We start from the raw sequence: 19,628 nt of genomic DNA, 5'->3' as shown, positions 1-19,628 counted from the left end.
CCCGCCGGGCGGCGGTGCCCTCGCCGGGCGGGGCCGCTGCCGCTGTCGCGCACCGGCGTCGCCGCGCGGCCCCCGGAGGGCTCAGCGCAGCGCCTGCGCGACCTCACGGGCCGCCGAGACCACCCGGGGGCCGACCTCGCCCGGCACGATCTCGTGCAGCATCACCACGCCCACGCTGCCCTCTATCCCCGACACCCCCAGCAGCGGCGCCGCCGCCCCGCTCGCGCCCGCTTCCAGTTCGCCGTGCGTCAGGGCCAGCGCCAGCGCCGCGTCGGTCTCGCACGCGCTCGGGCCCAGGCCGCGGCCCTTGAGGATCGCCCGGCCCGCCGCGCCCTGGTCCAGCGCGTGCCGGAAGCCGGCGCGGTAGGCGACGTGGTAGTCGGTCCAGCTCGGTTCGACGACCGCGACGGCCAGCGCCTCGCTGCCGTCGACCAGCGTCAGGTGCGCCGTCGCGCCGACATCCTCGGCGAGGGAGCGCAGCGCCGGCAGCGCCGCCTCCCGCACCAGGGGGTGCACCTGCCGGCCCAGCCGCAGCACCCCGAGCCCGACCCGCGCCCGGCCGCCGAGGTCGCGGCGGACGAGGGCGTGCTGTTCCAGGGTCGCGAGCAGGCGGTAGACGACGGTGCGGTTGACGCCGAGCTTGTGCGACAGCTCGGTGACGGTGAGGCCGTGGTCGGTGTCGGCGAGCAGCTTCAGCACGCGGAGTCCACGGTCGAGGGTCTGGGAGGTCTCTGCGGGCACGCCGCCTCCTCACGTGATGTGCGGCCCTTCCCGCGCCGGCGCACCCGTCCCTTGCAGCGCCCGCGCCCGGAGCCGCCGGCCGCAGGTGGCGCCGGCTTGTGTCCGCGGCGCTCTGCCGCGGACCTCGGAGCCCCGCCTCCGCCTGCTCGGCGGGGTGTGCGGAAACCTAGCGATCGGCACCGCTCAGCGGAAGACCCCGTCCAGAATCCGGTCACAATCTTCCGCGCCGTTCGCCTTCCGCGACCGTTGCGCGGAGTGCAAGGGGCTCGAATGGCCGGATTGACGATGCATGGAAGAATCGTGCCATGACCGGCTCCGAGGAGATTCCCCCCGCCACCGGACCCCACCGCGTCGCCGTCCTGGTGCGGGACGGCGTGATGCCGCTCGAACTCGGCCTCGTCCACCAGATGTTCGGCTCCGCCGAGGCCGGGGGGCGGCGGCTGTACGAGGTCGTCACCTGCGCGCTGCGGCCCGGCCCGGTGCGTACCGACGCCGACTTCCCGGTGCTCGTCGAGCGCGGCCCGGAGGCGCTGGCCGACGCCGCGACCGTCGTGGTGCCCGCCTCGCACGCCGAGGACGCGCTCGAAAGCGCCGTCGGCGGCGCGGCGGAGGGTGCGGGCCACCGTGAGCCGCCGGCCGCGCTGCGGGCGGCCCTCGGGCGCGTACGGCCCGGCGCACGCGTGGCGTCCGTCTGCACCGGTGCGTTCGTGCTCGCCGCCGTGGGCCTGCTCGACGGGCGCCGGGCCACGACGCACTGGAAGTCCGCCGAGCTGTTCCGCCGCCGCTTCCCGGCCGTACGGCTCCAGCCCGACGTGCTCTACACCGAGGACCGGGGCGTCCTGACCTCCGCGGGCGAGGCCGCCGGTATCGACCTGTGCCTGCACATGATCCGCACCGACCACGGCGCCGCCGTCGCCAACGACGTCGCCCGCCGCACCGTCGTGCCGCCGCACCGCGACGGCGGGCAGGCCCAGTACGTGCCGCGGCCGGTGGCCGAGCCGGAGCTGTCCACCACCGGCAAGGCCCGCGCCTGGGCGCTGGCCAACCTCGACCGGCCCCTCGCCCTGCGGGAGCTGGCCGCCCGGGAGTCGATGAGCGTACGGACCTTCAGCCGCCGGTTCCGCGAGGAGACCGGCGTGACGCCGGTGCAGTGGCTCACCCGGCAGCGCATCGAGCGGGCCCGGCACCTGCTGGAGGAGACGGACCGCAGCATCGACCGGGTCGCGGCGGAGGCGGGGTTCGGCACGGCGGCGTCGCTGCGGCAGCACATGCACGCGGCGCTCGGGGTCTCGCCGACCGCGTACCGGGCCACGTTCCGCGGGCCGGGGCAGCTCCCGGCGGGTGCGGCGGCGTAGCGGGCGGCGGGGCGGGAGCGCGGCGCGGTCGCGCGGGGGACCGCACGCGCGCGCCGTGGGGGCGTACCGGTGCTCACGTGTCGCCGGAGTCGTCCGACGGCCACGGGTCGCTCAGCCGCACCTCGTCCTGCGTGGTACCCAGCAACTCCTCCAGCCCTTCGTCCAGACCGAGCCGCGTCATCTCCGAACCCGGGGGCACGGCCCGCAGGGTGCGCTCCAGCCAGAGGGAGACCGCGCCGGCCGGCGCCTCGATCACCGCGTCCCCGTCCGAGGACATCAGCGCCAGGCAGACCACGCTCCCCGAGGCGGACTTCGCCGGCCACACGCGCACGTCCCCCTGGCCGCACGGCCGGAACACCCCCTCCACCAGCAACTCGCGGGCGAACGACCATCCCACGGGCGCGGCCGAGCCGACGTGGAAGCTGATGTGGACCGCGTACGGGTCGCCCGAGCGGTAGGTCAGTCTGGACGGAACCGGAACACTTCTTTCCGGCGATACGACGAGCCGCAGCTCCACCTCGCGTTCCACCACGGTCTGCATGATGTGGCACCTCTCTTGTCGAACGTGATGCAGGTCCGGCGGGCCTGCGAGGGGAGAGAGGGCCGAACCGCGGTGCTCTTACGCGACTTCCGCAGACTTCCCCCGATCGTTCGACAAGTCCCATAAGGCGGAACGGGGGTGAGGCGGACCCGGCCGTCCGCCGGTTCTGGTAGATGTGGACCCCATGAGCGCCCCGACACCACCCTCCGGCGGCGGGATCCCCGGCCCCGGTTATTATCCCGATCCCTCCATCCCGGGCTACGTCCGGTACTGGAACGGTGCGGCGTGGGTTCCCGGCACCAGCCGCCGCGCGCACGAGGGCGAGGAGGAGCAGGCCGCGACCGCCGGCGGACCGGAGTCCGGCCCGGCGGAGGACGCGAGCGCGGGCGGCACGGAGAGCCCGGAGAGCACGGAGGACCCCGCGCCCGCCGCGGGACCCGCCGCGTCCGGTCCGTCCCCGAGCGAGACCGGCCCGGTCTTCCTCGACGAGCCGGAGCCCCAGGACGCCCCGCCGGCCACCCGCGGGCGGCACGCGCGCCGGGGCGACGACGCGGACGGCGTACGGGACGCGGCCGAGGCGGCGGCGTCCGCAGGGGAGCCGGCGGACGCGCCGGGCGCGTGGCACGGGGTCGACGTCGTGGACGTCGCCGAACGGGCCGACAGCCGCGTCGCCTGGGGTGCCCCGGAAGCGCAGGAACCGCCGGCGCTCACGGTGCCGGCGGAGCTGGGCGGTGGCGCACCGGAGCCGGAAGGCGCCGGGGAGGAGCCCCGGCTGCCGGCCGCGCGGCGGGCGGAGGACGCCGAGCCCGGGGGCGGCGGTGCCGGGCCGGAGGGCGGACGGCCCGCACCCGGTGCGTACGAGCAGGACCGGCCGGGCGGGTTGCTCGGCCGCGATCCGCGCGTCGGCGGCGGCTCGTGGGGCGAGCAGACGCGGCGCCTGGCCGGTCCCGCGCCCGTACCGGCGCCCCCGGCACCGGAGGAGACGGGCGAGCCGGAGGCCGCGGCCGGGTCCGGCGCCGCCGGGTTCGGGGCCGACTCCGGCGCCGACTCCGGGTCCGGGTCCGGGCCTGCGTCCGGGGCCGCGGATCCGCGGCGTGCCGCGGGCGGCTACGGCCCGTCGCCGACCGCACCCGACGTGCCGAACGTCCTCCCCGCGCCGACCGCCCCCGACCTGCCGGTGTCCGCGCCCCCGGCCACGCCCGAGCTGCCGCAGCCCCGCCCCGGGCAGCCGCAGCTCGCACCGCAGGCGGGCCACTCACCGCCGCCGCTGACCCCGGCCGCGCGCACGGCCCCGCCCGCCACGCCGCGGCAGCCGCCCGCCGGGCAGCTCCCCGAGCGGGCCGCCCGCCCCGAGCTGCCGCAGGGCGGCGCCGCGGCGGCGGAGCCGCCCGTCGTGCCGTGGCGCCCGCCGGCCAGTGACCCGTTCCTCGACGCCGCTCGCGGCACCGCGCCGCCCGCCGGGCTCGGCCGCAGGCTCGGCGCCCGGTTCGTGGACGCCCTGCTGGTCGGCGGAGTCGTCTCCGCGGTCGCCGTGCCGCTGGTGAGCAAGTCCGTGGACCACGTCCAGGACAAGATCGACGCCGCCGAGGCGTCCGGCACGACCGTGACGGTCTGGCTCATCGACGGCACCACGGGTCCGTATCTCGCGCTCGTCCTCGGCCTCTTCCTCCTCCTCGGCCTGATCGTGGAGGCGCTGCCGACCGCGAAGTGGGGGCGTACGCCCGGCAAGCGGCTCTTCGGCGTGCGGGTGCTGGACATCGAGTCGCAGGACCCGCCGGCGACCGGCTCGGCGCTGCGGCGGTGGCTGACGTACGCGGTGTTCGTGCTGCTGCCGCTGATCGGGCTGCTGAACGTCATCTGGTGCGCCTTCGACAAGCCGTGGCGGCAGTGCTGGCACGACAAGGCCGGGCGCACGTACGTGGCGCGCGGCTGAGCCGTTCGGCCGCGCCCGGGATGCGGGGCGGTTCCGCCCGGGGTCGACTCGGGGCATGAGCTCCGACCACGGCGAGGGCACCGACCCGCACGACAGGAAGCCCGGGCGTGCGCGGCAGCCGCAGAACGACGGCGCGCACGCCGGCGCCACGCAGCAACCCGCGGGGGAGTCGCCGCCGGGTGACGAGGAGGGAGCACGGGGGGCGCACGGGTCGCAGGAGACACCGGCCGAGGGCAGCGGTACGACACGCCCCGTGGGCAGCCCGACGAGGTCGGAGGCGCCCGGGACCGGCGGCGGACCGTCGTACGGCGCCGGCCCCGTTCCGGGCACCCCGCCGACCGGCCCGGACGCCACCTCGTCCACCGGACCCGTGGCCCCGCCGCCCCCGGGGCCCGAGGCCGCCCCGTCCGAGGAGCGCGAGGCGGAGCCGCCGCCCCCCGGTCCCGAAACCACGTCGTCCACCGGGCCCGGGGCCCGGCCGCCCACGGGGCCCGGTGGGGCCCCGTCCGAGGGCGGGGGTGAGGGGGAGCCGTCTTCGGGGCGGGATGCGGCGTCGTCCGCCGCCCCGGGGGCCCCGCCGCCCACGGGCCCCGACGCGGCCCCTTCCGCCGGTACGGGTGAAGCGCCGCCCCCTGGACCGGGCGCCCCGCCGCCCCCCGGGCCCGGTGCCGCGCCGCCGCCCGGCTCCGCCGCCCCGCCGCCGGGATCCGGACCCGACTACGGCGGCGCTCCGCCGCCGGGCGCCGGTTCCCCGTACGACCAGCCCCCCGGCGCCATGCCCCCGCCCCCGCCGGTGTACGGCACCGGCGCCCCCGGCTACGGTCACCACGGCCACCCCCACGGCGCGCCCGACCCGCGGCTCGCCGGGATGCCCCCGCTCGGCGCCCTCGGCCGCCGGCTGCTGGCGCGCATCATCGACGCGCTGATCGTCTACATCCCGGTGTCGCTCTTCCTCATCCTCATCGGCCAGATCGACGACTTCGCCGACACCGACGACACCGGCTCCCAGTACGGCTGGGGCTTCTTCGGCCTCCTGGTCTACCTCGTCTACGAGGGCCTGATGCTCACCCGCAGCGGCCAGACCGTCGGCAAGATACTGATGAGCATCCGCGTGGGCATGCTGGAGAACGGAGCCGTCCCCGCGGGCGGTCCGGGCTGGATCCGCGCCGCCGTCTACTCGCTGCCGGGGATCGTGCCGTGCATCGGCACCCTGTTCTGGCTCTACAACGTCCTCTCGTGCACCTGGGACAGGCCGTTCCGGCAGTGCCTGCACGACAAGGCCGCCAGGACCGTCGTGGTCTCGACCGAGGGCCGGCGCTTCACCCCCTGACCGCCGGCGTCCCGCCCCGGACGGCCGCACACCGAAGCGGCCGACGACCAACTGGTCGCCGACCGCCGCGTGTTCGGTTATGCCTCGGCCGTCCCCCGTGGGCGCCCTTGCGGGCGTCCCCGCGCCGTCTCAGTGCGGCGCGGACTGCGCGCCGACCGGCCGCCGGTCCGCCGCGGGTGCGGCGATCCCGTCCGCCCGCGCCACGACCGGCTGTTCCGCCCGTAAGGCGGGAGCGCGGCGGGAGCGCGGTGCGGGAACGGTCAGTGCGACGAGCACTCCGAGCGCCAGGGCGGTGACGCAGATCGCCACGAGGGCGATGGCTGCGCCGGCCTGCGAGAGCAGCAGCATGGCTGCGGCTGAGGCGATGACTGTGGCCGACCCGTAAAGGAGTTGGGAGAGAGTCGGACGCGGCATGGCAGCCCCCCTGGTGGGCTCAGCAACGGTACGGACGGGTGAACGTGCCGAAGGGCGGCCCCGTGCGTGCAGCCGCCCCCCACTACCCAAGCCGTTGCCCGCCCCGGGAGGCAAGTAAGCGTGACCTTATCCACTTGGGGGGGTGCACGAGGGGGCGCACGGTGTCATGGCGGGGTGAGCAACGGCGTCACCAGGGTCTACGGCTCCGTAGCCCTCTGAAGTGTGCAAGTCAAGACTGTCATTTCTTTGTTCACTCCGGTCGAATGCAGGCACACCTATTCGTGCGGCGACGCGGGAGGGACAGCGCAAACGTGAAGAGCAGGCAAAGAAAGTTGTCAAAAACTGCCGTCACCACGGCGGTTGCAGCCGCACTCGGCGCGGCTCTACTGCCTCTGGGGCAGGCGGCCGCCGACCCGGGCGACGGACCGGCTCAGCTTGAGCGCCGTGATCCGGCGCGGGCGCCGAAGCACCAGGAGCACGATCTCGACGGCCCGTTCAGCAAGCAGCAGGAGGCGCGCGAGAAGGCCGCGCTGGAGCAGTTGCTGTCCGGTGAGACCGAGGCGCAGCCGCGGGCGAAGAAGGACGGTTCGACCGTCGTCAAGCTCGATGACGGCAAGTACGCGGAGCTGGGCCGGGGGACGAAGACCGACAAGATCTTCACCGTGCTGGTCGAGTTCGGCGACGAGGTCGACGACGAGACCATGTACGACCCGGACGGTCCCGACGGCCCCGAGCCGCCCGTCGTGAAGTACGGCGGCGACGCCGGCCCCGCGCACAACCAGATAGCCGAGCCGGACCGGGAGGTGGACAACTCCACCGACTGGAAGGCCGACTTCGACCGGCAGCACTACCAGGACCTCTACTTCTCCAAGGACGCCGACAAGGAGTCCGTGGCGAAGTACTACGAGAAGCAGTCCTCCGGGCAGTACACGGTGGACGGCGAGGTCAGCGACTGGGTTTCGGTGAAGTGGAACGAGGCCCGCTACGGCTCCAACTACTGCGGCGACTCCACCTGCGCCTCCGTCTGGGACCTGGTGCGCGACGCGACCGCCAAGTGGGCCGAGGACCAGAAGGCCGCCGGCAGGACCGACGCCGAGATCAAGGCCCAGCTCGCCGAGTACGACGCCTGGGACCGCTACGACTTCGACGGCGACGGCAACTTCGACGAGGCCGACGGCTACATCGACCACTTCCAGCTCGTGCACGCGGGCGAGGACGAGTCCGCGGGCGGCGGTGTCCAGGGCGAGGACGCCATCTGGGCGCACCGCTGGTACGCCTACGGCACCGACGCCGGCAGCACCGGCCCCGGCGAGAACAAGGCCGGCGGCACCCAGATCGGCGACACCGGCGTGTGGGTCGGCGACTACACCGTCCAGCCGGAGAACGGCGGACTCGGCGTCTTCGCCCACGAGTACGGCCACGACCTCGGCCTGCCCGACCTGTACGACACCGCGGGCGGCGAGAACTCCACCGCCTTCTGGACGCTCATGTCCTCCGGCTCCTGGCTGGGCCGCGGCGAGGACGCCATCGGCGACCTGCCCGGCGACATGACCGCCTGGGACAAGCTGCAACTCGGCTGGCTGGACTACGAGACGGCCAAGGCGGCGACGCGCTCGAAGCACACCCTGGGCCGCGCCGAGGAGCAGAAGGACGGCAAGCCGCAGGCGCTCGTCGTCGAGCTGCCGGAGAAGGCCGTCACCACCACCATCACCGCACCCGCCGAGGGCACCATGCAGTGGTGGAGCGGCATGGGCGACGACCTGTCCAACTCCCTGACCCGTACGGTCGACCTGACCGGCACGTCCAGCGCCTCGCTGGGCCTGGCGGGCTGGTGGGACATCGAGGAGAACTACGACTTCCTCTACGCCGAGGTCTCCACCGACGGCGGCGCCAGCTTCACCCCGCTGGACGGCACCGCCGACGGCGCGCAGATCCCGCGCGACGGCGGCGACCGGCCGGCGCTGACCGGCGTCTCCGGCGAGTACCGGGACCTGGAGTACTCCCTCGACGCCTACGCGGGCCAGGAGATCCAGCTCCGCTTCCGCTACCAGACCGACGGCGGGGTGGCGCAGAAGGGCTTCGCCGCCGACGCGCTGACGATCACGGCGGACGGCGAGGAGGTCTTCGCGGACGGCGCCGAGGGCGACGACGCGGGCTGGACGGCGGACGGCTTCTCGCGCGTCGAGGAGTCCTTCACCAAGGACTACCCGCAGTACTACATCGCCGAGAACCGGCAGTACGTGTCGTACGACAAGACGCTCCAGAGCGGTCCGTACAACTTCGGCTGGACGACGGACAAGCCGGACTGGGTCGAGCACTTCCCGTACCAGAACGGCCTGGCCGTGTGGCTGTGGGACACCTCGCAGCTCGACAACAACACCAGCGTCCACCCCGGCGAGGGTCTGGTGCTGCCGGTCGACTCGCACCCGAAGCCCCTCACATGGGCGGACGGCTCGGTGATGCGCAACCGCATCCAGGCGTACGACGCCACCTTCAGCACGCAGCGGGCCGACGGCTTCACCCTGCACAAGGACGGGGAGCCGGCGAAGATCACCTCGAAGAAGGGCGTCTCGGTCTTCGACGACCACAAGGGGACGTACTGGGACGAGGGGAACCCGGGCGGCAGCGTGAAGGTGCCGGACACCAACACGAAGATCTCCATCGTCAAGGAGCCCGGTAATGGCCGGACCATGACCATCCAGGTGGCGCCTTCGGCCGGGTGATCCGGGAGAAAAAACGCAGGTCACAGGCGTATCGGCCGCTGCCCCTGGCGGGGCGGCGGCCGATCGCGTAAAGATGGCGTGAGCAGACGACCGAGGGACGACCGCACGAGGAGCGCCATGGGCGGAGGAGGATTCACCAAGCTGCCGGACGGCAGCATGGTCGTCGCCGTCTCCCTGCCGGCTCCCGTGGAGAGCCGGCGGATACGTGTCCTGGTGCACGCCGCGAACCGCGCCAGGGCCCTGACGAGGCTGCGCAACCTCGGCCTGCGCTCGGTCTACCTCCGCGGCAACGCGCACCCGCCCACGCCCGACGAGGTCACCGCCGTGCTGTGCCATCCCGACGGCCTGGTCTGGCGCGGCTCGCTCGACGACGACACGGAGTCCTGGCACCCGATAGCGGCCCTGTTCCGGCTGGCGACGTAGCCGGCGCGCAGGCGCGGGCCCCGGGCCGCGGCGGGCTCCCCGCACGCGGGCGCGGGTCCCCCGGCGGCCGTGGGGCGCGCGAGGACACCGGGCGGGCGGAGCGCCGCGGCGTCAGCCGACGACCGGCTTGCCGGTCAGGTCCACGTCCGCCTCCGCCAGCTCCGCCAGCGCCCGCTGGGTGGTGTCCTCTGCCACCCCGGCCGTCAGGTCCAGCAGCACTCGCGTGCGGAAGCCCTCCGCCGCCGCGTCCAGCGCCGTCGCCTTCACGCAGTGGTCGGTGGCGATGCCCACCACGTCGACCTCCGTCACGTCCCGTTCGCGCAGCCAGTCCGCGAGCGGCACGCCGTTCTCGTCCGCCCCCTGGAAGCCGCTGTAGGCCGCCGCGTACGCGCCCTTGTCGAAGACCGCCGAGACCGCGCCGGAGGCGACGGCCGGGGCGAAGTTCGGGTGGAAGCCGACGCCCTCCGTGCCGGCCACGCAGTGCCGCGGCCAGGAGTGCACGAAATCCGGGTGCGCCGAGAAGTGACCGCCCGGCTCGATGTGGTGATCGCGGGTGGCGACGACGTACTGGTAGCCGGCGGTGGACCGGCCGATCAGGTCGGTGATCGCGGCGGCGACGTCCGCGCCGCCGGTCACGCCCATGCTGCCGCCCTCGCAGAAGTCGTTCTGCACGTCAACGACGATCAGTGCACGATGCATGGTGGGCTGCCCTTCGTGAGTCGGCGTCGGAAGGACGGAGCGCTGGGGGGCCAAGCGCCGCGCCCCGGTTCCCAGCCCGCTGGGCCGGGCGTCATACGTACTCCGTCGGCAGGACGGGCTCGCCTCTGGAGAGCTGAGTGGCGGAGAGCGGCAGCGCGTCCCTGGCCTCGACGTGCCGGGCCCTGGCGTCGTCCATCGGCTCCCGGCCCACGACCTTCCCGCCGCGCACCAGCGGCACCAGCAGTTCCCGTCCCGCCAGCTCCGCCGGCACCTCCCCGGTGCCCACGACCTCCGCCTCCGCGACCCCGTCCGCGTCCAGCCGCCGGGCCGCCCACTTCCGCCCGCCGACCGACGTCTTCCCGCCCGTCGACCGCTTCGCCACCGGCACCAGCGGCGCGTCCGGGGCGTCGGAGGCGGCGCGGGCGACGAGCTTGTAGACCATCGAACACGTCGGGTGCCCGCTGCCGGTGACCAGCCGGGTGCCCACCCCGTACGCGTCCACGGGGGCGGCGGCGAGCGAGGCGATGGCGTACTCGTCGAGGTCGCTGGTGACGATGATCCGGGTCCGCTCCGCACCCAGCTCGTCGAGCTGCTGGCGCACGCGGTGGGCGACCAGCAGCAGGTCGCCGGAGTCGATACGCACGGCGCCCAGCTCCGGGCCGGCGACCTCCACGGCGGTGCGGACCGCGGCGGCCACGTCGTACGTGTCGACCAGCAGCGTCGTCCCCACCCCCATGGACTCCACCTGCGCGGTGAACGCCTCCCGCTCGCTGTGGTGCAGCAGCGTGAAGGCGTGCGCGGCGGTGCCGACGGTGGGGATGGCGTAGCGGAAGCCGGCGGCCAGGTCGGAGGTGGAGGCGAAGCCGCCGACGTACGCCGCCCGGGAGGCGGCGACCGCGGCCAGCTCGTGGGTGCGCCGGGCGCCCATCTCGATCAGCGGCCGGCCGCCGGCGGCGACGGCCATCCGGGAGGCGGCGGCGGCGATCGCGGAGTCGTGGTTGAGGATCGACAGCACCACCGTCTCCAGCAGCACGCACTCGGCGAAGCCGCCCTCGACGCGCAGCACGGGGGAGCCGGGGAAGTACACCTCGCCCTCGGGATAGCCCCAGATGTCTCCGGTGAACCGGAAGTCCGCGAGCCAGTCCAGGGTGGGGGCGTCGACCACGTCGTGCTCCCGCAGGAAGCGCAGCACCTCGGGCTCGAAGCGGAAGCTCTCCAGCGCGTCCAGGACGCGCCCGGTGCCCGCCACGACGCCGTAGCGGCGGCCCTCGGGAAGCCGGCGGGTGAAGGTCTCGAAGACCGAGCGGCGGTCCGCGGTGCCGGCGTGCAGCGCGGCCTGGACCATGGTCAACTCGTAGTGATCGGTGAAGAGAGCCGTCGAGGGGACGGTGACCGGCAGCTTCAGTTCCGACATGCACCTGATCCTACGCCCATACTCGTCACACTGACGATTTCCGGTGTCCGAATGGCTGCGGCACCGCCTCGGGTGGCAGCATGGGGACCGTCAGGGCTGCGGTCGCAGCCGGAGCTAACGAGGAGTTGCCGCCAACCGTGAGCGTCGCACCCACGGAGATCGAGCGCCCGGAGACCGTCGAGTCCCAGTCACCCGCGGCGGTGCCTGAACCGGACGTCCCCTGGGTGACGATCGTCCACAACGACCCGGTGAACCTCATGAGCTACGTGACGTACGTCTTCCAGGCGTACTTCGGATATCCGAGGGAGAAGGCCCGCAAGCTCATGATGGACGTGCACACCAAGGGGAGGGCCATCGTCTCCAGCGGCAGCCGCGAGGAGATGGAGCGGGACGTGCAGGCGATGCACGGCTACGGTCTGTGGGCCACTCTCCAGCAGGACCGCTGATGGCGGGGCACTTCGAAGCGGTTCCGGGCGGCGGTGCGGCCGTCGCGCTGGACGAGCTGGAGATCTCCATCCTGCGCACGCTGACGGTGCAGTTGCTGGAGCTGATCGGCCCCGGCGACGCCCCCGCGGACGCCCCTCCCCCCGCCGATCCGCTGGACGCGCTCTTCGCCGAGGGCCCCAGCAAGCCGCCGTCCGACCCGGCGCTGGCGCGGCTCTTCCCCGACGCCTACGGCGAGCCCGGCAAGGGCCCCGACGACGAGGAGCGGGCCCGCTCGGCGGAGTTCCGCCGCTACACCGAGCCGGAGCTGCGGGAGAGTAAGCGGGAGAACGCCCTGGCCGTGGTCCGCGGGCTCGACATGCTGGCCGTGCAGGGCGAGGGCGGCGCGGTGCTCAAGATCGGCCCCGAGGAGTCGCGGCAGTGGCTCGCGACGCTGAACGACCTGCGGCTGGCCATAGGCGCGCGGCTCGACATCCGCGACGACGACGACGGCGAGGCACTGTTCCGGCTTCCGGACGAGGACGAGCGCAAGCCCATGGTCATGGCGTACCTGTGGCTGGGCGGGCTGCAGGAGACCCTGATCGAGACGCTGATGGCGTAGGCCGCGGGCCTTACCGGGCCCCTTTCGGGTGAGTATGAACATAATCGCCCTTTTCTTGAGGTAAAGCTGCAGTCGGGGGACTGCACAGGAAAGGGCACGACTCCCCATGACCACTGCGAAGGGCCCGGAGGGCGGCCGCGCGGCCGTGGCCTCCGACGAGGGGTACGAGCGCGGGCTCGGCAGCCGCCAGATCCAGATGATCGCCATCGGCGGCGCCATCGGAGTGGGCCTCTTCCTCGGCGCCGGGAAGATCATCGAGCGGGCCGGGCCCAGTCTCATCCTCCTGTACGCGCTCGCCGGCGTCGTCATCTTCTTCATCATGCGCGCGCTGGGCGAACTGCTGCTCTACCGCCCGGTCTCGGGCAGCTTCGCCGAGTACGCGCGCGAGTTCCTCGGCCCCTACTTCGGGTACGTCACCGGCTGGACGTACTGGCTGATGTGGGCCGTCACCGGCATGACCGAGCTGACCGCCGCCGCCATCTACATCAACTTCTGGTGGCCCGCAGTCCCGCAGTGGGTCAGCGCGCTCGGCTTCCTCGTGCTCCTCTTCGGGGTCAACCTGATCTCGGTGAAGATCTTCGGCGAGCTGGAGTTCTGGTTCTCGATGGTCAAGGTCACGGCGATCATCGGCATGATCGTCATCGGGGCCGGCGTCCTCACCTTCGGCTTCTCCGACGCCGCCGGCACCGCCAGCACCACGAACCTCTGGAACCACGGCGGATTCTTCCCCCACGGCATCGGCGACAGCCTGATGACCCTCCAGGGCGTGATGTTCGCCTACCTCGCCGTCGAACTCGTCGGCGTCACCGCGGGCGAGAGCGCGAACCCCGAGAAGACCCTGCCCAAGGCGATCAACACGCTGCCCTGGCGGATCGTCGTCTTCTACGTCGGCTCGCTGATCGTCATCCTGTCCGTCGTCCGGTGGACGGAGTTCAGCGAGGGCGTCAGCCCGTTCGTCGCCGCGTTCGGCAAGATCGGCATCCCGCTCGCGGCCGGCATCGTCAACTTCGTCGTGCTGACCGCGGCCCTGTCGTCGTGCAACTCCGGCATGTACTCCACCGGCCGCATGCTGCGTGACCTGGCGGCCAACTCCGAGGCGCCCAGGTTCTTCGGCAGGCTGAGCCCGCGCCGGGTGCCGGCCACGGGCATCGCGATGTCGGTCGTGGTCATGTCCGTCGGCGTGGTGCTCAACTACCTCGTCCCGGAGAAGGCGTTCGGCTACGTCATGTCCGTGGCCACCGCGGCCGGCATCTGGACCTGGGCGATGATCCTCGTCAGCCACCTTCGCTACCGCCGCGCCGTGACCGCCGGCCGGCTGCCCGCCTCGTCCTTCCCGGCGCCGGGCGGAACGGTGTGCAGTTGGCTCGCGCTGGCGTTCCTCGTCTTCGTCACCGTGCTCACCGCGCTGGACGCCGACGCCCGCGTCTCGCTGTACGTGGGCGCCGGCTGGGCGGTGCTGCTGTCCGCCGGCTGGGCGCTGAGCCGCCGGCGGGCCGCGGCCCGGGAGACGGCACCGGAGTACGTCGCGGGGGCGCAGTAGGTCCCTCCGCGCGCGGGGGCACCGCGCAGGGGCGTCGGCGCTGCGGGGGAGCCCGGCGTGCGCCCCCGGCGCCTACGGCCCTCGCTACGCCCAGAGCTGGCCCTGCAGCGCGGCGACGGCCTCCTCGGTGGTCGCGGCGGTGTAGATGCCCGTCGACAGGTACTTCCAGCCGCCGTCCGCGACGAGGAACGCGATGTCGGCGTCCTCCCCGGCCCGTACCGCCTTGCGGCCCACGCCGATCGCGGCGTGCAGCGAGGCCCCGGTGGAGATGCCGGCGAAGATGCCCTCCTCGCGCAGGAGTTCGCGGGTCCGGATCACGGCGTCCTCGGAGCCCACGGAGTAGCGGGTGGTGAGCACCGACTCGTCGTACAGCTCGGGGACGAAGCCCTCTTCGAGGTTGCGCAGCCCGTAGACGAGGTCGTCGTAGCGCGGCTCCGCCGCCACGACCTGCACGCCGGGGCGCTGCTCGCGCAGGAACCGGCCGGCGCCCATGAGCGTGCCGGTGGTGCCGAGGCCGGCGACGAAGTGGGTGATCGACGGCAGGTCCGCGAGGATCTCGGGCCCGGTGGTGGCGTAGTGCGCGCCGGCGTTGTCGGGGTTGCCGTACTGGTAGAGCATCACCCAGTCCGGGTGCTCGGCGGCCAGCTCCTTGGCGACCCGCACCGCGGTGTTGGAGCCACCGGCGGCCGGCGAGGAGATGATCTCCGCGCCCCACATGGCCAGGAGCTGGCGGCGCTCGTCGCTGGTGTTCTCCGGCATCACGCAGACGATCCGGTAGCCCTTGAGCTTCGCCGCCATGGCCAGCGAGATACCGGTGTTGCCGGAGGTGGGCTCCAGGATCGTGGCGCCGGGGGTGAGCCGGCCGTCCTTCTCCGCCTGCTCGACCATGAACAGCGCCGGCCGGTCCTTCACCGAGCCGGTGGGGTTGCGGTCCTCCAGCTTCGCCCAGATCCGCACTCCGGGCGCGGGGGAGAGGCGGGGCAGGTGGACCAGGGGCGTGTTGCCGACGGCCGCGAGGGGGCTGTCGTAGCGCATCAGACGGCGCCGCCGGCCACGGCGGGCAGGATCGTCACGCTGTCGCCGTCGGTGAGCTTGGTGGCGATGCCGTCGAGGAAGCGGACGTCCTCGTCGTTGAGGTAGACGTTGACGAAGCGGCGCAGCTCGGCGCCCTCGACCAGACGCTCGCGGATCCCGTTGTGCCGGGACTCCAGGTCGTCGATCAGCTCGGCCAGGGTGGTGCCGTCGCCCTGCACGGCCTTCTCGCCGTCGGTGTAGCTGCGGAGGATGGTCGGGATGCGGACCTCGATGGCCATTTCGGGGCTCCTGTGGGATACGGGGAGTCGGGCTGCTGCGGGCGCGGACGGCCGCGCCGCGGGCGGGGACGTACGCGGGCCGGGAGGCCGGACGCCGGGCAGGGCGGGGCGTCAGGCGCGGCCGGCCGCGCGGGGCGGCACGGACGGACAGGCGGCACTGGCGAGACGGCACAGGTCGACGTGCAGCCGGGCGACGAGCAGCACCTGCCGGCTCGGGTCCTTCCGGGTCACGTCGTGGTCAACCATGAACTCATCGTATCGATTCCCTGTCCGCGTGCCGGATCGCCGTTTCATGATGCGGACGCGGGCCTCAGCGCGCGGGGGCGTCGTCGTACGAGGAGATGACGTGGACGTCCTCCTCGGTGATCACGCCGTCCACGATGCGGAACGAGCGGAAGGAGACGGGCCCTTCACCGCCGCCGGACTCGGCGGTGGAGACCAGGACGTAGTGGGCGCCCGGCTCGTTGGCGTAGGAGACGTCGGTGCGCGAGGGGTACGCCTCGGTGGCGGTGTGCGAGTGGTAGATCACCACCGGCTCCTCGTCGCGGTCGTCCATCTCCCGGTAGAGCCGGAGCAGGTCCTGCGAGTCGAACTCGTAGAACGTGGGGGAGCGGGCGGCGTTGAGCATGGGGATGAAGCGCTGCGGCCGGCCGTCGGCGGGCGCCGGGGCCGGTCCCGCGACGACGCCGCACGCCTCGTCGGGGTGGTCCTTGCGGGCGTGCGCGACGATCTGCTCGTACAGCTCCTCCGTGATGGTCAGCATGGCGGCAAGGATGACACGGCCGCGGGGCGCGCACCTCGTACGTACCGAACACTGAGACGAATCTGCTCGCATACCGGGCTCTGTGCGAGTGCCGGACGGAGACGCGGGTTTCAGGTGTCGGCCAGGTGGCGGACCCGGTCCCACACCTCGGGGTCGACCGGACCCGCCTTGCGGCGGAAGTCCCGGACCCCGACCTCGTGCACCTCGTCCGTCTCCAGAAGAGCCGCGCCGTCCCGGCCGTCGCCGAGGGAACCCGGCGGCAGCGGGATCGCGCCGGGCCGCCCGTCGTCGTGCCGGCGGGTGATTCCGGCCACGGTCACCGTTGCGCCCGCGGCCTTCAGCACCAGACACGGCCGCTCGCCGTCCTCCGCCTCCCCGTTCCCGTACGGGACGAGGGCCCACCACACTTCGCCCGGCCGCGGAGCGGGCCGGGCGTGCGCGCGCCGCACCCGCCCGAAGCTGTCGACCAGCCCGGCGATCACGGCGAGTACCACCACGGCCACGACGGCCGGCCACCACGAGGCGTTCATGGGCCGATCCTAGGACCCGCCGCCGCTCCCGCGCCCGCCCCCGGCCATCCCCGCCGCGCGGCCGGGACCGGCCGGACGGGCACGGGCCGTACCCCGTCGCCATACTGGTGATTCCGCCCACAACCGGGAGGGACGGGGGACATGACCGGCCCGTCCCGGCTTACCCTCGGCAGAGCCGGCGGGGCATCGTCGCCCCGTCCCGACCGTGCCGGAGGTCACTCCCCGATGAAGCTCACCGTCGTCGGTTGCTCGGGCTCGTTCCCGTCCGCGGAATCCGCGTGCTCGAGCTACCTGGTCGAGGCGGAGGGCTTCGCGCTCCTGCTCGACATGGGCAACGGCGCGCTGGGGGCACTGCAGCGGCACTGCGGACTGTACGACCTCGACGCCGTCCTGCTGAGCCACCTGCACGCGGACCACTGCATCGACATGTGCGCCTACTTCGTCGCGCGCTACTACCGCCACGACGGCGGCCCCGCCGACGTGCTGCCCGTCTACGGCCCCAAGGGCACCGAGCAGCGCCTCACCACGGCGTACGCGGACACCCCCTCGGAGACGTCGATGAGCGAGGTCTTCGACTTCCGGGCGCTGGAGCGCAGCGCGTTCGAGATCGGCCCCTTCACGGTGCACGCGGAGCGGGTGAACCACCCCGTCGAGGCGTACGCCTTCCGCATCGAGCACGGCGGGCGCAGCCTCGTCTACTCCGGCGACACCGGCCCCTGCGGGGCGCTGACGGAGCTGAGCGCCGACGCCGATCTGCTGCTGTGCGAGGCGGCGTTCACGCACGGCCGGGAGGAGATCCCCGACCTGCACCTCAACGGCCGCGAGGCCGGCGAGGCCGCCGCGGCGGCCGGGGTGGGACGGCTGGTGCTGACGCACATCCCGCCGTGGACGGACCCGCAGGTGAACCTGCGGGACGCGAAGGGGGCGTACGAGGGACCGGTCGAACTGGCGCGCGCGGGCGCGGTGTACGAGGTCTGAGGGCCGGGAACACGGCGTGGCCCGCCGGCACGGGCCGCCGAAACGGCCCCCTGCCCCGGGGGCGGGGACGGGCGGTTGGCCTTCATCCGGGGCCGATAGGGTCGGGGCATGGCTACCTCTGAGACCTCCGCCGGCTTCGGCCGCGTCGACGGACGTACCCCCGCCGAGCTGCGCCCCGTGGCGCTGGAACGCGGCTGGAGCATGCACGCCGAGGGGTCCGTGCTGGTGTCCTTCGGCGACACCCGGGTGCTGTGCACCGCCAGCTTCACCGAGGGGGTGCCGCGCTGGCGCAAGGGCAGCGGGGAGGGGTGGGTCACCGCGGAGTACGCGATGCTGCCGCGGTCCACGAACACCCGGGGCGACCGGGAGTCCGTCCGCGGCAAGATCGGCGGGCGGACCCACGAGATCTCCCGGCTCATCGGCCGGTCCCTGCGCGCCGTCATCGACTTCAAGGCCCTCGGCGAGAACACCGTCGTCCTCGACTGCGACGTCCTCCAGGCCGACGGCGGCACCCGTACCGCCGCCATCACCGGGGCGTACGTGGCCCTCGCCGACGCCGTCGCGTGGGGCCGGCGGAACAAGCTGATCAAGTCCAAGGCGACACCGCTGACCGGCACGGTGGCCGCCGTCAGCGTGGGCATCGTCGGCTCCGTGCCGCTGCTCGACCTCTGCTACGAGGAGGACGTGCGGGCGGAGACCGACATGAACGTCGTCTGCACCGGCGACGGACGCTTCGTCGAGGTGCAGGGCACCGCGGAGGGCGAGCCGTTCGCCCGCGCCGAACTCGACGCGCTGCTCGACCTCGCGGTCGGCGGCTGCGCCCAGCTCGACGAGCTGCAGCGCAAGGCACTGGAGGGAGACCAGTGAGGGTGAAGAGGCTCTGGACCCGCGCGGGCATCGCGCTCGTGGCGGGGGCCGCCGCGGTGACGCTCACCGGCGCGTGTGACGCGGTGAACAAGGCCATTGACTGCGGCCGGCTCGCCACCGCGATCGCGGCGGACGTCGACCAGTTGCAGGAAGCCGTCTCCGGCGCGGGCGAGAGCCCGCAGGCCGCGGCCGACGCGCTCGACGAGATAGACAAGAACCTCGGCGAACTCGGCGACAAGACCGACGACGCGGACGTCGGTGCCGCCGTCGACGACCTCCAGCGGGCCGTCGACAACGCCCGGCAGGCCGCCGACCGCGGCGAGGTACCCGACTTCCAGCCGGTCGGCGATGCCGCCGGCGAGCTGACGGACGTGTGCACCTCGTGACCGCGGACCGCCTCGTCCTCGCCACCCGCAACAAGGGCAAGATCACCGAGCTGCGCGCCATCCTCGCCGAGGCGGGCGTCGAAGCCGAACTCGTCGGCGCGGACGACTTTCCCGACGCCCCGGAGGTTCCGGAGACCGGCGTCACCTTCGCCGAGAACGCGCTGCTCAAGGCGCACGCGCTGGCCCGGGCCACCGGGCTGCCCGCGGTCGCCGACGACTCCGGGCTCTGCGTGGACGTCCTCGGCGGGGCGCCGGGTATCTTCTCCGCCCGCTGGGCCGGCCGGCACGGCGGTGCCGACCAGGACGCAGCCAACCTCGCCCTGCTGCTGGCCCAGCTCTCCGACGTCGCCCCCGAGCACCGCGCCGCGCACTTCGCCTGCGCCGCGGCGCTCGCGCTGCCGGACGGCACGGAGCGGGTGGCCGAAGGGCGGCTGGAGGGCACGCTGCGGTACGAGCCGGCGGGCACCGGCGGCTTCGGATACGACCCGATCCTCCAGCCGCTCGGCGAGGACCGCACGTGCGCGGAGCTGACCCCCGAGGAGAAGAACGCCATCAGCCACCGCGGCAAGGCGTTCCGCGCGCTGGCCCCGGTGGTGCGGGAGCTGCTCCAGGGGTGAACGCCGCGGACGGGCC

22 protein-coding genes are annotated in these 19,628 nt (G+C 73.7%); 12 read left to right on the top strand and 10 right to left on the bottom strand.

Annotation, left to right across the window (positions count from 1 at the left end; genetic code table 11):
• Window positions 1-81: 81 nt before the first annotated feature.
• Window positions 82-741 carry a helix-turn-helix domain-containing protein gene (locus tag I003_RS0124950; RefSeq protein ID WP_027774005.1) on the bottom strand — a complete coding sequence of 220 codons (660 nt, stop codon included), beginning with the start codon at window positions 739-741 and terminating at the stop codon, window positions 82-84.
• A 305-nt stretch (window positions 742-1,046) separates the two neighbouring features.
• On the opposite strand from I003_RS0124950, the gene I003_RS0124945 reads away from it, so the two are divergent.
• Window positions 1,047-2,096, top strand: coding sequence for a helix-turn-helix domain-containing protein (locus I003_RS0124945; RefSeq protein ID WP_027774004.1), 1,050 nt, complete (start codon window positions 1,047-1,049; stop codon window positions 2,094-2,096).
• 73 nt (window positions 2,097-2,169) lie between these two features.
• Here I003_RS0124945 and I003_RS0124940 read toward each other — a convergent pair whose 3' ends face one another.
• Complete coding sequence (locus I003_RS0124940; RefSeq protein WP_027774003.1) at window positions 2,170-2,637, bottom strand: SsgA family sporulation/cell division regulator; 468 nt, start codon at window positions 2,635-2,637, stop codon at window positions 2,170-2,172.
• A 184-nt stretch (window positions 2,638-2,821) separates the two neighbouring features.
• Here I003_RS0124940 and I003_RS0124935 point away from each other — a divergent pair, with 184 nt between their 5' ends.
• Together I003_RS0124935 and I003_RS37045 are read left to right on the top strand one after the other, a co-directional pair.
• Window positions 2,822-4,570, top strand: a complete 1,749-nt coding sequence (locus I003_RS0124935) for an RDD family protein (RefSeq protein ID WP_027774002.1) — start codon at window positions 2,822-2,824, stop codon at window positions 4,568-4,570.
• 775 nt (window positions 4,571-5,345) lie between these two features.
• On the top strand, window positions 5,346-5,900 hold the full coding sequence (locus I003_RS37045) for an RDD family protein (protein WP_486584375.1): 555 nt from the start codon (window positions 5,346-5,348) through the stop codon (window positions 5,898-5,900).
• A gap of 129 nt (window positions 5,901-6,029) precedes the next feature.
• On the opposite strand, the gene I003_RS0124925 is transcribed toward I003_RS37045, so the two are convergent.
• Window positions 6,030-6,314 (bottom strand): hypothetical protein, encoded by a 285-nt coding sequence (locus tag I003_RS0124925; RefSeq protein WP_486584374.1) that lies wholly within the window; start codon window positions 6,312-6,314, stop codon window positions 6,030-6,032.
• A 539-nt stretch (window positions 6,315-6,853) separates the two neighbouring features.
• On the opposite strand from I003_RS0124925, the gene I003_RS0124920 reads away from it, so the two are divergent.
• Entirely contained in the window at window positions 6,854-9,037 is a 2,184-nt protein-coding gene (locus tag I003_RS0124920; protein ID WP_037721660.1) for an immune inhibitor A domain-containing protein, read from the top strand.
• A 117-nt stretch (window positions 9,038-9,154) separates the two neighbouring features.
• Window positions 9,155-9,460, top strand: coding sequence for a hypothetical protein (locus tag I003_RS0124915; protein ID WP_027773998.1), 306 nt, complete (start codon window positions 9,155-9,157; stop codon window positions 9,458-9,460).
• 111 nt (window positions 9,461-9,571) lie between these two features.
• Here I003_RS0124915 and I003_RS0124910 read toward each other — a convergent pair whose 3' ends face one another.
• Entirely contained in the window at window positions 9,572-10,159 is a 588-nt protein-coding gene (locus tag I003_RS0124910; protein ID WP_027773997.1) for an isochorismatase family protein, read from the bottom strand.
• Between the two features lie 91 nt (window positions 10,160-10,250).
• Window positions 10,251-11,573 carry a nicotinate phosphoribosyltransferase gene (locus I003_RS0124905; RefSeq protein ID WP_027773996.1) on the bottom strand — a complete coding sequence of 441 codons (1,323 nt, stop codon included), beginning with the start codon at window positions 11,571-11,573 and terminating at the stop codon, window positions 10,251-10,253.
• A gap of 137 nt (window positions 11,574-11,710) precedes the next feature.
• Here I003_RS0124905 and clpS point away from each other — a divergent pair, with 137 nt between their 5' ends.
• The 3 genes from clpS (at window position 11,711) to I003_RS0124890 (ending at window position 14,158) form a co-directional block, all read left to right on the top strand.
• On the top strand, window positions 11,711-12,019 hold the full coding sequence (clpS, locus tag I003_RS0124900; RefSeq protein WP_018834043.1) for an ATP-dependent Clp protease adapter ClpS: 309 nt from the start codon (window positions 11,711-11,713) through the stop codon (window positions 12,017-12,019).
• Window positions 12,019-12,618, top strand: coding sequence for a DUF2017 domain-containing protein (locus I003_RS0124895; RefSeq protein ID WP_027773995.1), 600 nt, complete (start codon window positions 12,019-12,021; stop codon window positions 12,616-12,618). Before clpS ends, I003_RS0124895 begins: the two co-directional genes overlap by 1 nt.
• 106 nt (window positions 12,619-12,724) lie before the next feature.
• Window positions 12,725-14,158: an amino acid permease gene (locus tag I003_RS0124890; protein ID WP_027773994.1), complete on the top strand. Its 1,434-nt coding sequence runs from the start codon at window positions 12,725-12,727 to the stop codon at window positions 14,156-14,158.
• Window positions 14,159-14,242: 84 nt separating this feature from the next.
• Here I003_RS0124890 and I003_RS0124885 read toward each other — a convergent pair whose 3' ends face one another.
• The 5 genes from I003_RS0124885 to I003_RS0124865 form a co-directional block, all read right to left on the bottom strand.
• Window positions 14,243-15,193 (bottom strand): cysteine synthase, encoded by a 951-nt coding sequence (locus I003_RS0124885; protein ID WP_027773993.1) that lies wholly within the window; start codon window positions 15,191-15,193, stop codon window positions 14,243-14,245.
• Window positions 15,193-15,471 carry a MoaD/ThiS family protein gene (locus I003_RS0124880; RefSeq protein WP_027773992.1) on the bottom strand — a complete coding sequence of 93 codons (279 nt, stop codon included), beginning with the start codon at window positions 15,469-15,471 and terminating at the stop codon, window positions 15,193-15,195. The genes I003_RS0124885 and I003_RS0124880 overlap by 1 nt, the downstream gene beginning before the upstream one ends.
• A gap of 111 nt (window positions 15,472-15,582) precedes the next feature.
• Complete coding sequence (locus tag I003_RS33140) at window positions 15,583-15,717, bottom strand: putative leader peptide (protein WP_486584373.1); 135 nt, start codon at window positions 15,715-15,717, stop codon at window positions 15,583-15,585.
• A 64-nt stretch (window positions 15,718-15,781) separates the two neighbouring features.
• On the bottom strand, window positions 15,782-16,234 hold the full coding sequence (locus I003_RS0124870; protein WP_027773991.1) for a M67 family metallopeptidase: 453 nt from the start codon (window positions 16,232-16,234) through the stop codon (window positions 15,782-15,784).
• 110 nt (window positions 16,235-16,344) lie between these two features.
• Window positions 16,345-16,764, bottom strand: coding sequence for a type II toxin-antitoxin system PemK/MazF family toxin (locus I003_RS0124865; RefSeq protein ID WP_027773990.1), 420 nt, complete (start codon window positions 16,762-16,764; stop codon window positions 16,345-16,347).
• A gap of 225 nt (window positions 16,765-16,989) precedes the next feature.
• Here I003_RS0124865 and I003_RS0124860 point away from each other — a divergent pair, with 225 nt between their 5' ends.
• The 4 genes from I003_RS0124860 to rdgB all read left to right on the top strand — a co-directional run bounded on the left by I003_RS0124860 (window position 16,990) and on the right by rdgB (window position 19,612).
• Complete coding sequence (locus I003_RS0124860; RefSeq protein WP_027773989.1) at window positions 16,990-17,742, top strand: MBL fold metallo-hydrolase; 753 nt, start codon at window positions 16,990-16,992, stop codon at window positions 17,740-17,742.
• A gap of 108 nt (window positions 17,743-17,850) precedes the next feature.
• Window positions 17,851-18,609 carry a ribonuclease PH gene (rph, locus tag I003_RS0124855; RefSeq protein WP_027773988.1) on the top strand — a complete coding sequence of 253 codons (759 nt, stop codon included), beginning with the start codon at window positions 17,851-17,853 and terminating at the stop codon, window positions 18,607-18,609.
• 2 nt (window positions 18,610-18,611) lie between these two features.
• Window positions 18,612-18,995 carry a hypothetical protein gene (locus I003_RS0124850; RefSeq protein ID WP_078564343.1) on the top strand — a complete coding sequence of 128 codons (384 nt, stop codon included), beginning with the start codon at window positions 18,612-18,614 and terminating at the stop codon, window positions 18,993-18,995.
• Entirely contained in the window at window positions 18,992-19,612 is a 621-nt protein-coding gene (gene rdgB, locus I003_RS0124845) for an RdgB/HAM1 family non-canonical purine NTP pyrophosphatase (protein ID WP_027773986.1), read from the top strand. Before I003_RS0124850 ends, rdgB begins: the two co-directional genes overlap by 4 nt.
• Window positions 19,613-19,628 lie beyond the last annotated feature (16 nt).

This window comes from Streptomyces sp. CNQ329, from assembly GCF_000482585.1.
The sequence above is the reverse complement of the archived record's forward strand: the minus strand, read 5'-3'. Positions and strand labels throughout refer to the sequence as shown.

Excerpts from the sequence above, each read along its gene's own strand:
- I003_RS0124945 (WP_027774004.1), top strand. The coding sequence starts at position 1,047 with ATGACCGGCTCCGAGGAGATTCCCCCCGCCACCGGACCCCACCGCGTC.
- I003_RS0124940 (WP_027774003.1), bottom strand. The coding sequence starts at position 2,637 with ATGCAGACCGTGGTGGAACGCGAGGTGGAGCTGCGGCTCGTCGTATCG.
- I003_RS0124935 (WP_027774002.1), top strand. The coding sequence starts at position 2,822 with ATGAGCGCCCCGACACCACCCTCCGGCGGCGGGATCCCCGGCCCCGGT.
- I003_RS37045 (WP_486584375.1), top strand. The coding sequence starts at position 5,346 with ATGCCCCCGCCCCCGCCGGTGTACGGCACCGGCGCCCCCGGCTACGGT.
- I003_RS0124925 (WP_486584374.1), bottom strand. The coding sequence starts at position 6,314 with ATGCCGCGTCCGACTCTCTCCCAACTCCTTTACGGGTCGGCCACAGTC.
- I003_RS0124915 (WP_027773998.1), top strand. The coding sequence starts at position 9,155 with ATGGGCGGAGGAGGATTCACCAAGCTGCCGGACGGCAGCATGGTCGTC.
- I003_RS0124910 (WP_027773997.1), bottom strand. The coding sequence starts at position 10,159 with ATGCATCGTGCACTGATCGTCGTTGACGTGCAGAACGACTTCTGCGAG.
- I003_RS0124905 (WP_027773996.1), bottom strand. The coding sequence starts at position 11,573 with ATGTCGGAACTGAAGCTGCCGGTCACCGTCCCCTCGACGGCTCTCTTC.
- I003_RS0124895 (WP_027773995.1), top strand. The coding sequence starts at position 12,019 with ATGGCGGGGCACTTCGAAGCGGTTCCGGGCGGCGGTGCGGCCGTCGCG.
- I003_RS0124890 (WP_027773994.1), top strand. The coding sequence starts at position 12,725 with ATGACCACTGCGAAGGGCCCGGAGGGCGGCCGCGCGGCCGTGGCCTCC.
- I003_RS0124885 (WP_027773993.1), bottom strand. The coding sequence starts at position 15,193 with ATGCGCTACGACAGCCCCCTCGCGGCCGTCGGCAACACGCCCCTGGTC.
- I003_RS0124880 (WP_027773992.1), bottom strand. The coding sequence starts at position 15,471 with ATGGCCATCGAGGTCCGCATCCCGACCATCCTCCGCAGCTACACCGAC.
- I003_RS33140 (WP_486584373.1), bottom strand. The coding sequence starts at position 15,717 with ATGGTTGACCACGACGTGACCCGGAAGGACCCGAGCCGGCAGGTGCTG.
- I003_RS0124870 (WP_027773991.1), bottom strand. The coding sequence starts at position 16,234 with ATGCTGACCATCACGGAGGAGCTGTACGAGCAGATCGTCGCGCACGCC.
- I003_RS0124865 (WP_027773990.1), bottom strand. The coding sequence starts at position 16,764 with ATGAACGCCTCGTGGTGGCCGGCCGTCGTGGCCGTGGTGGTACTCGCC.
- I003_RS0124860 (WP_027773989.1), top strand. The coding sequence starts at position 16,990 with ATGAAGCTCACCGTCGTCGGTTGCTCGGGCTCGTTCCCGTCCGCGGAA.
- rph (WP_027773988.1), top strand. The coding sequence starts at position 17,851 with ATGGCTACCTCTGAGACCTCCGCCGGCTTCGGCCGCGTCGACGGACGT.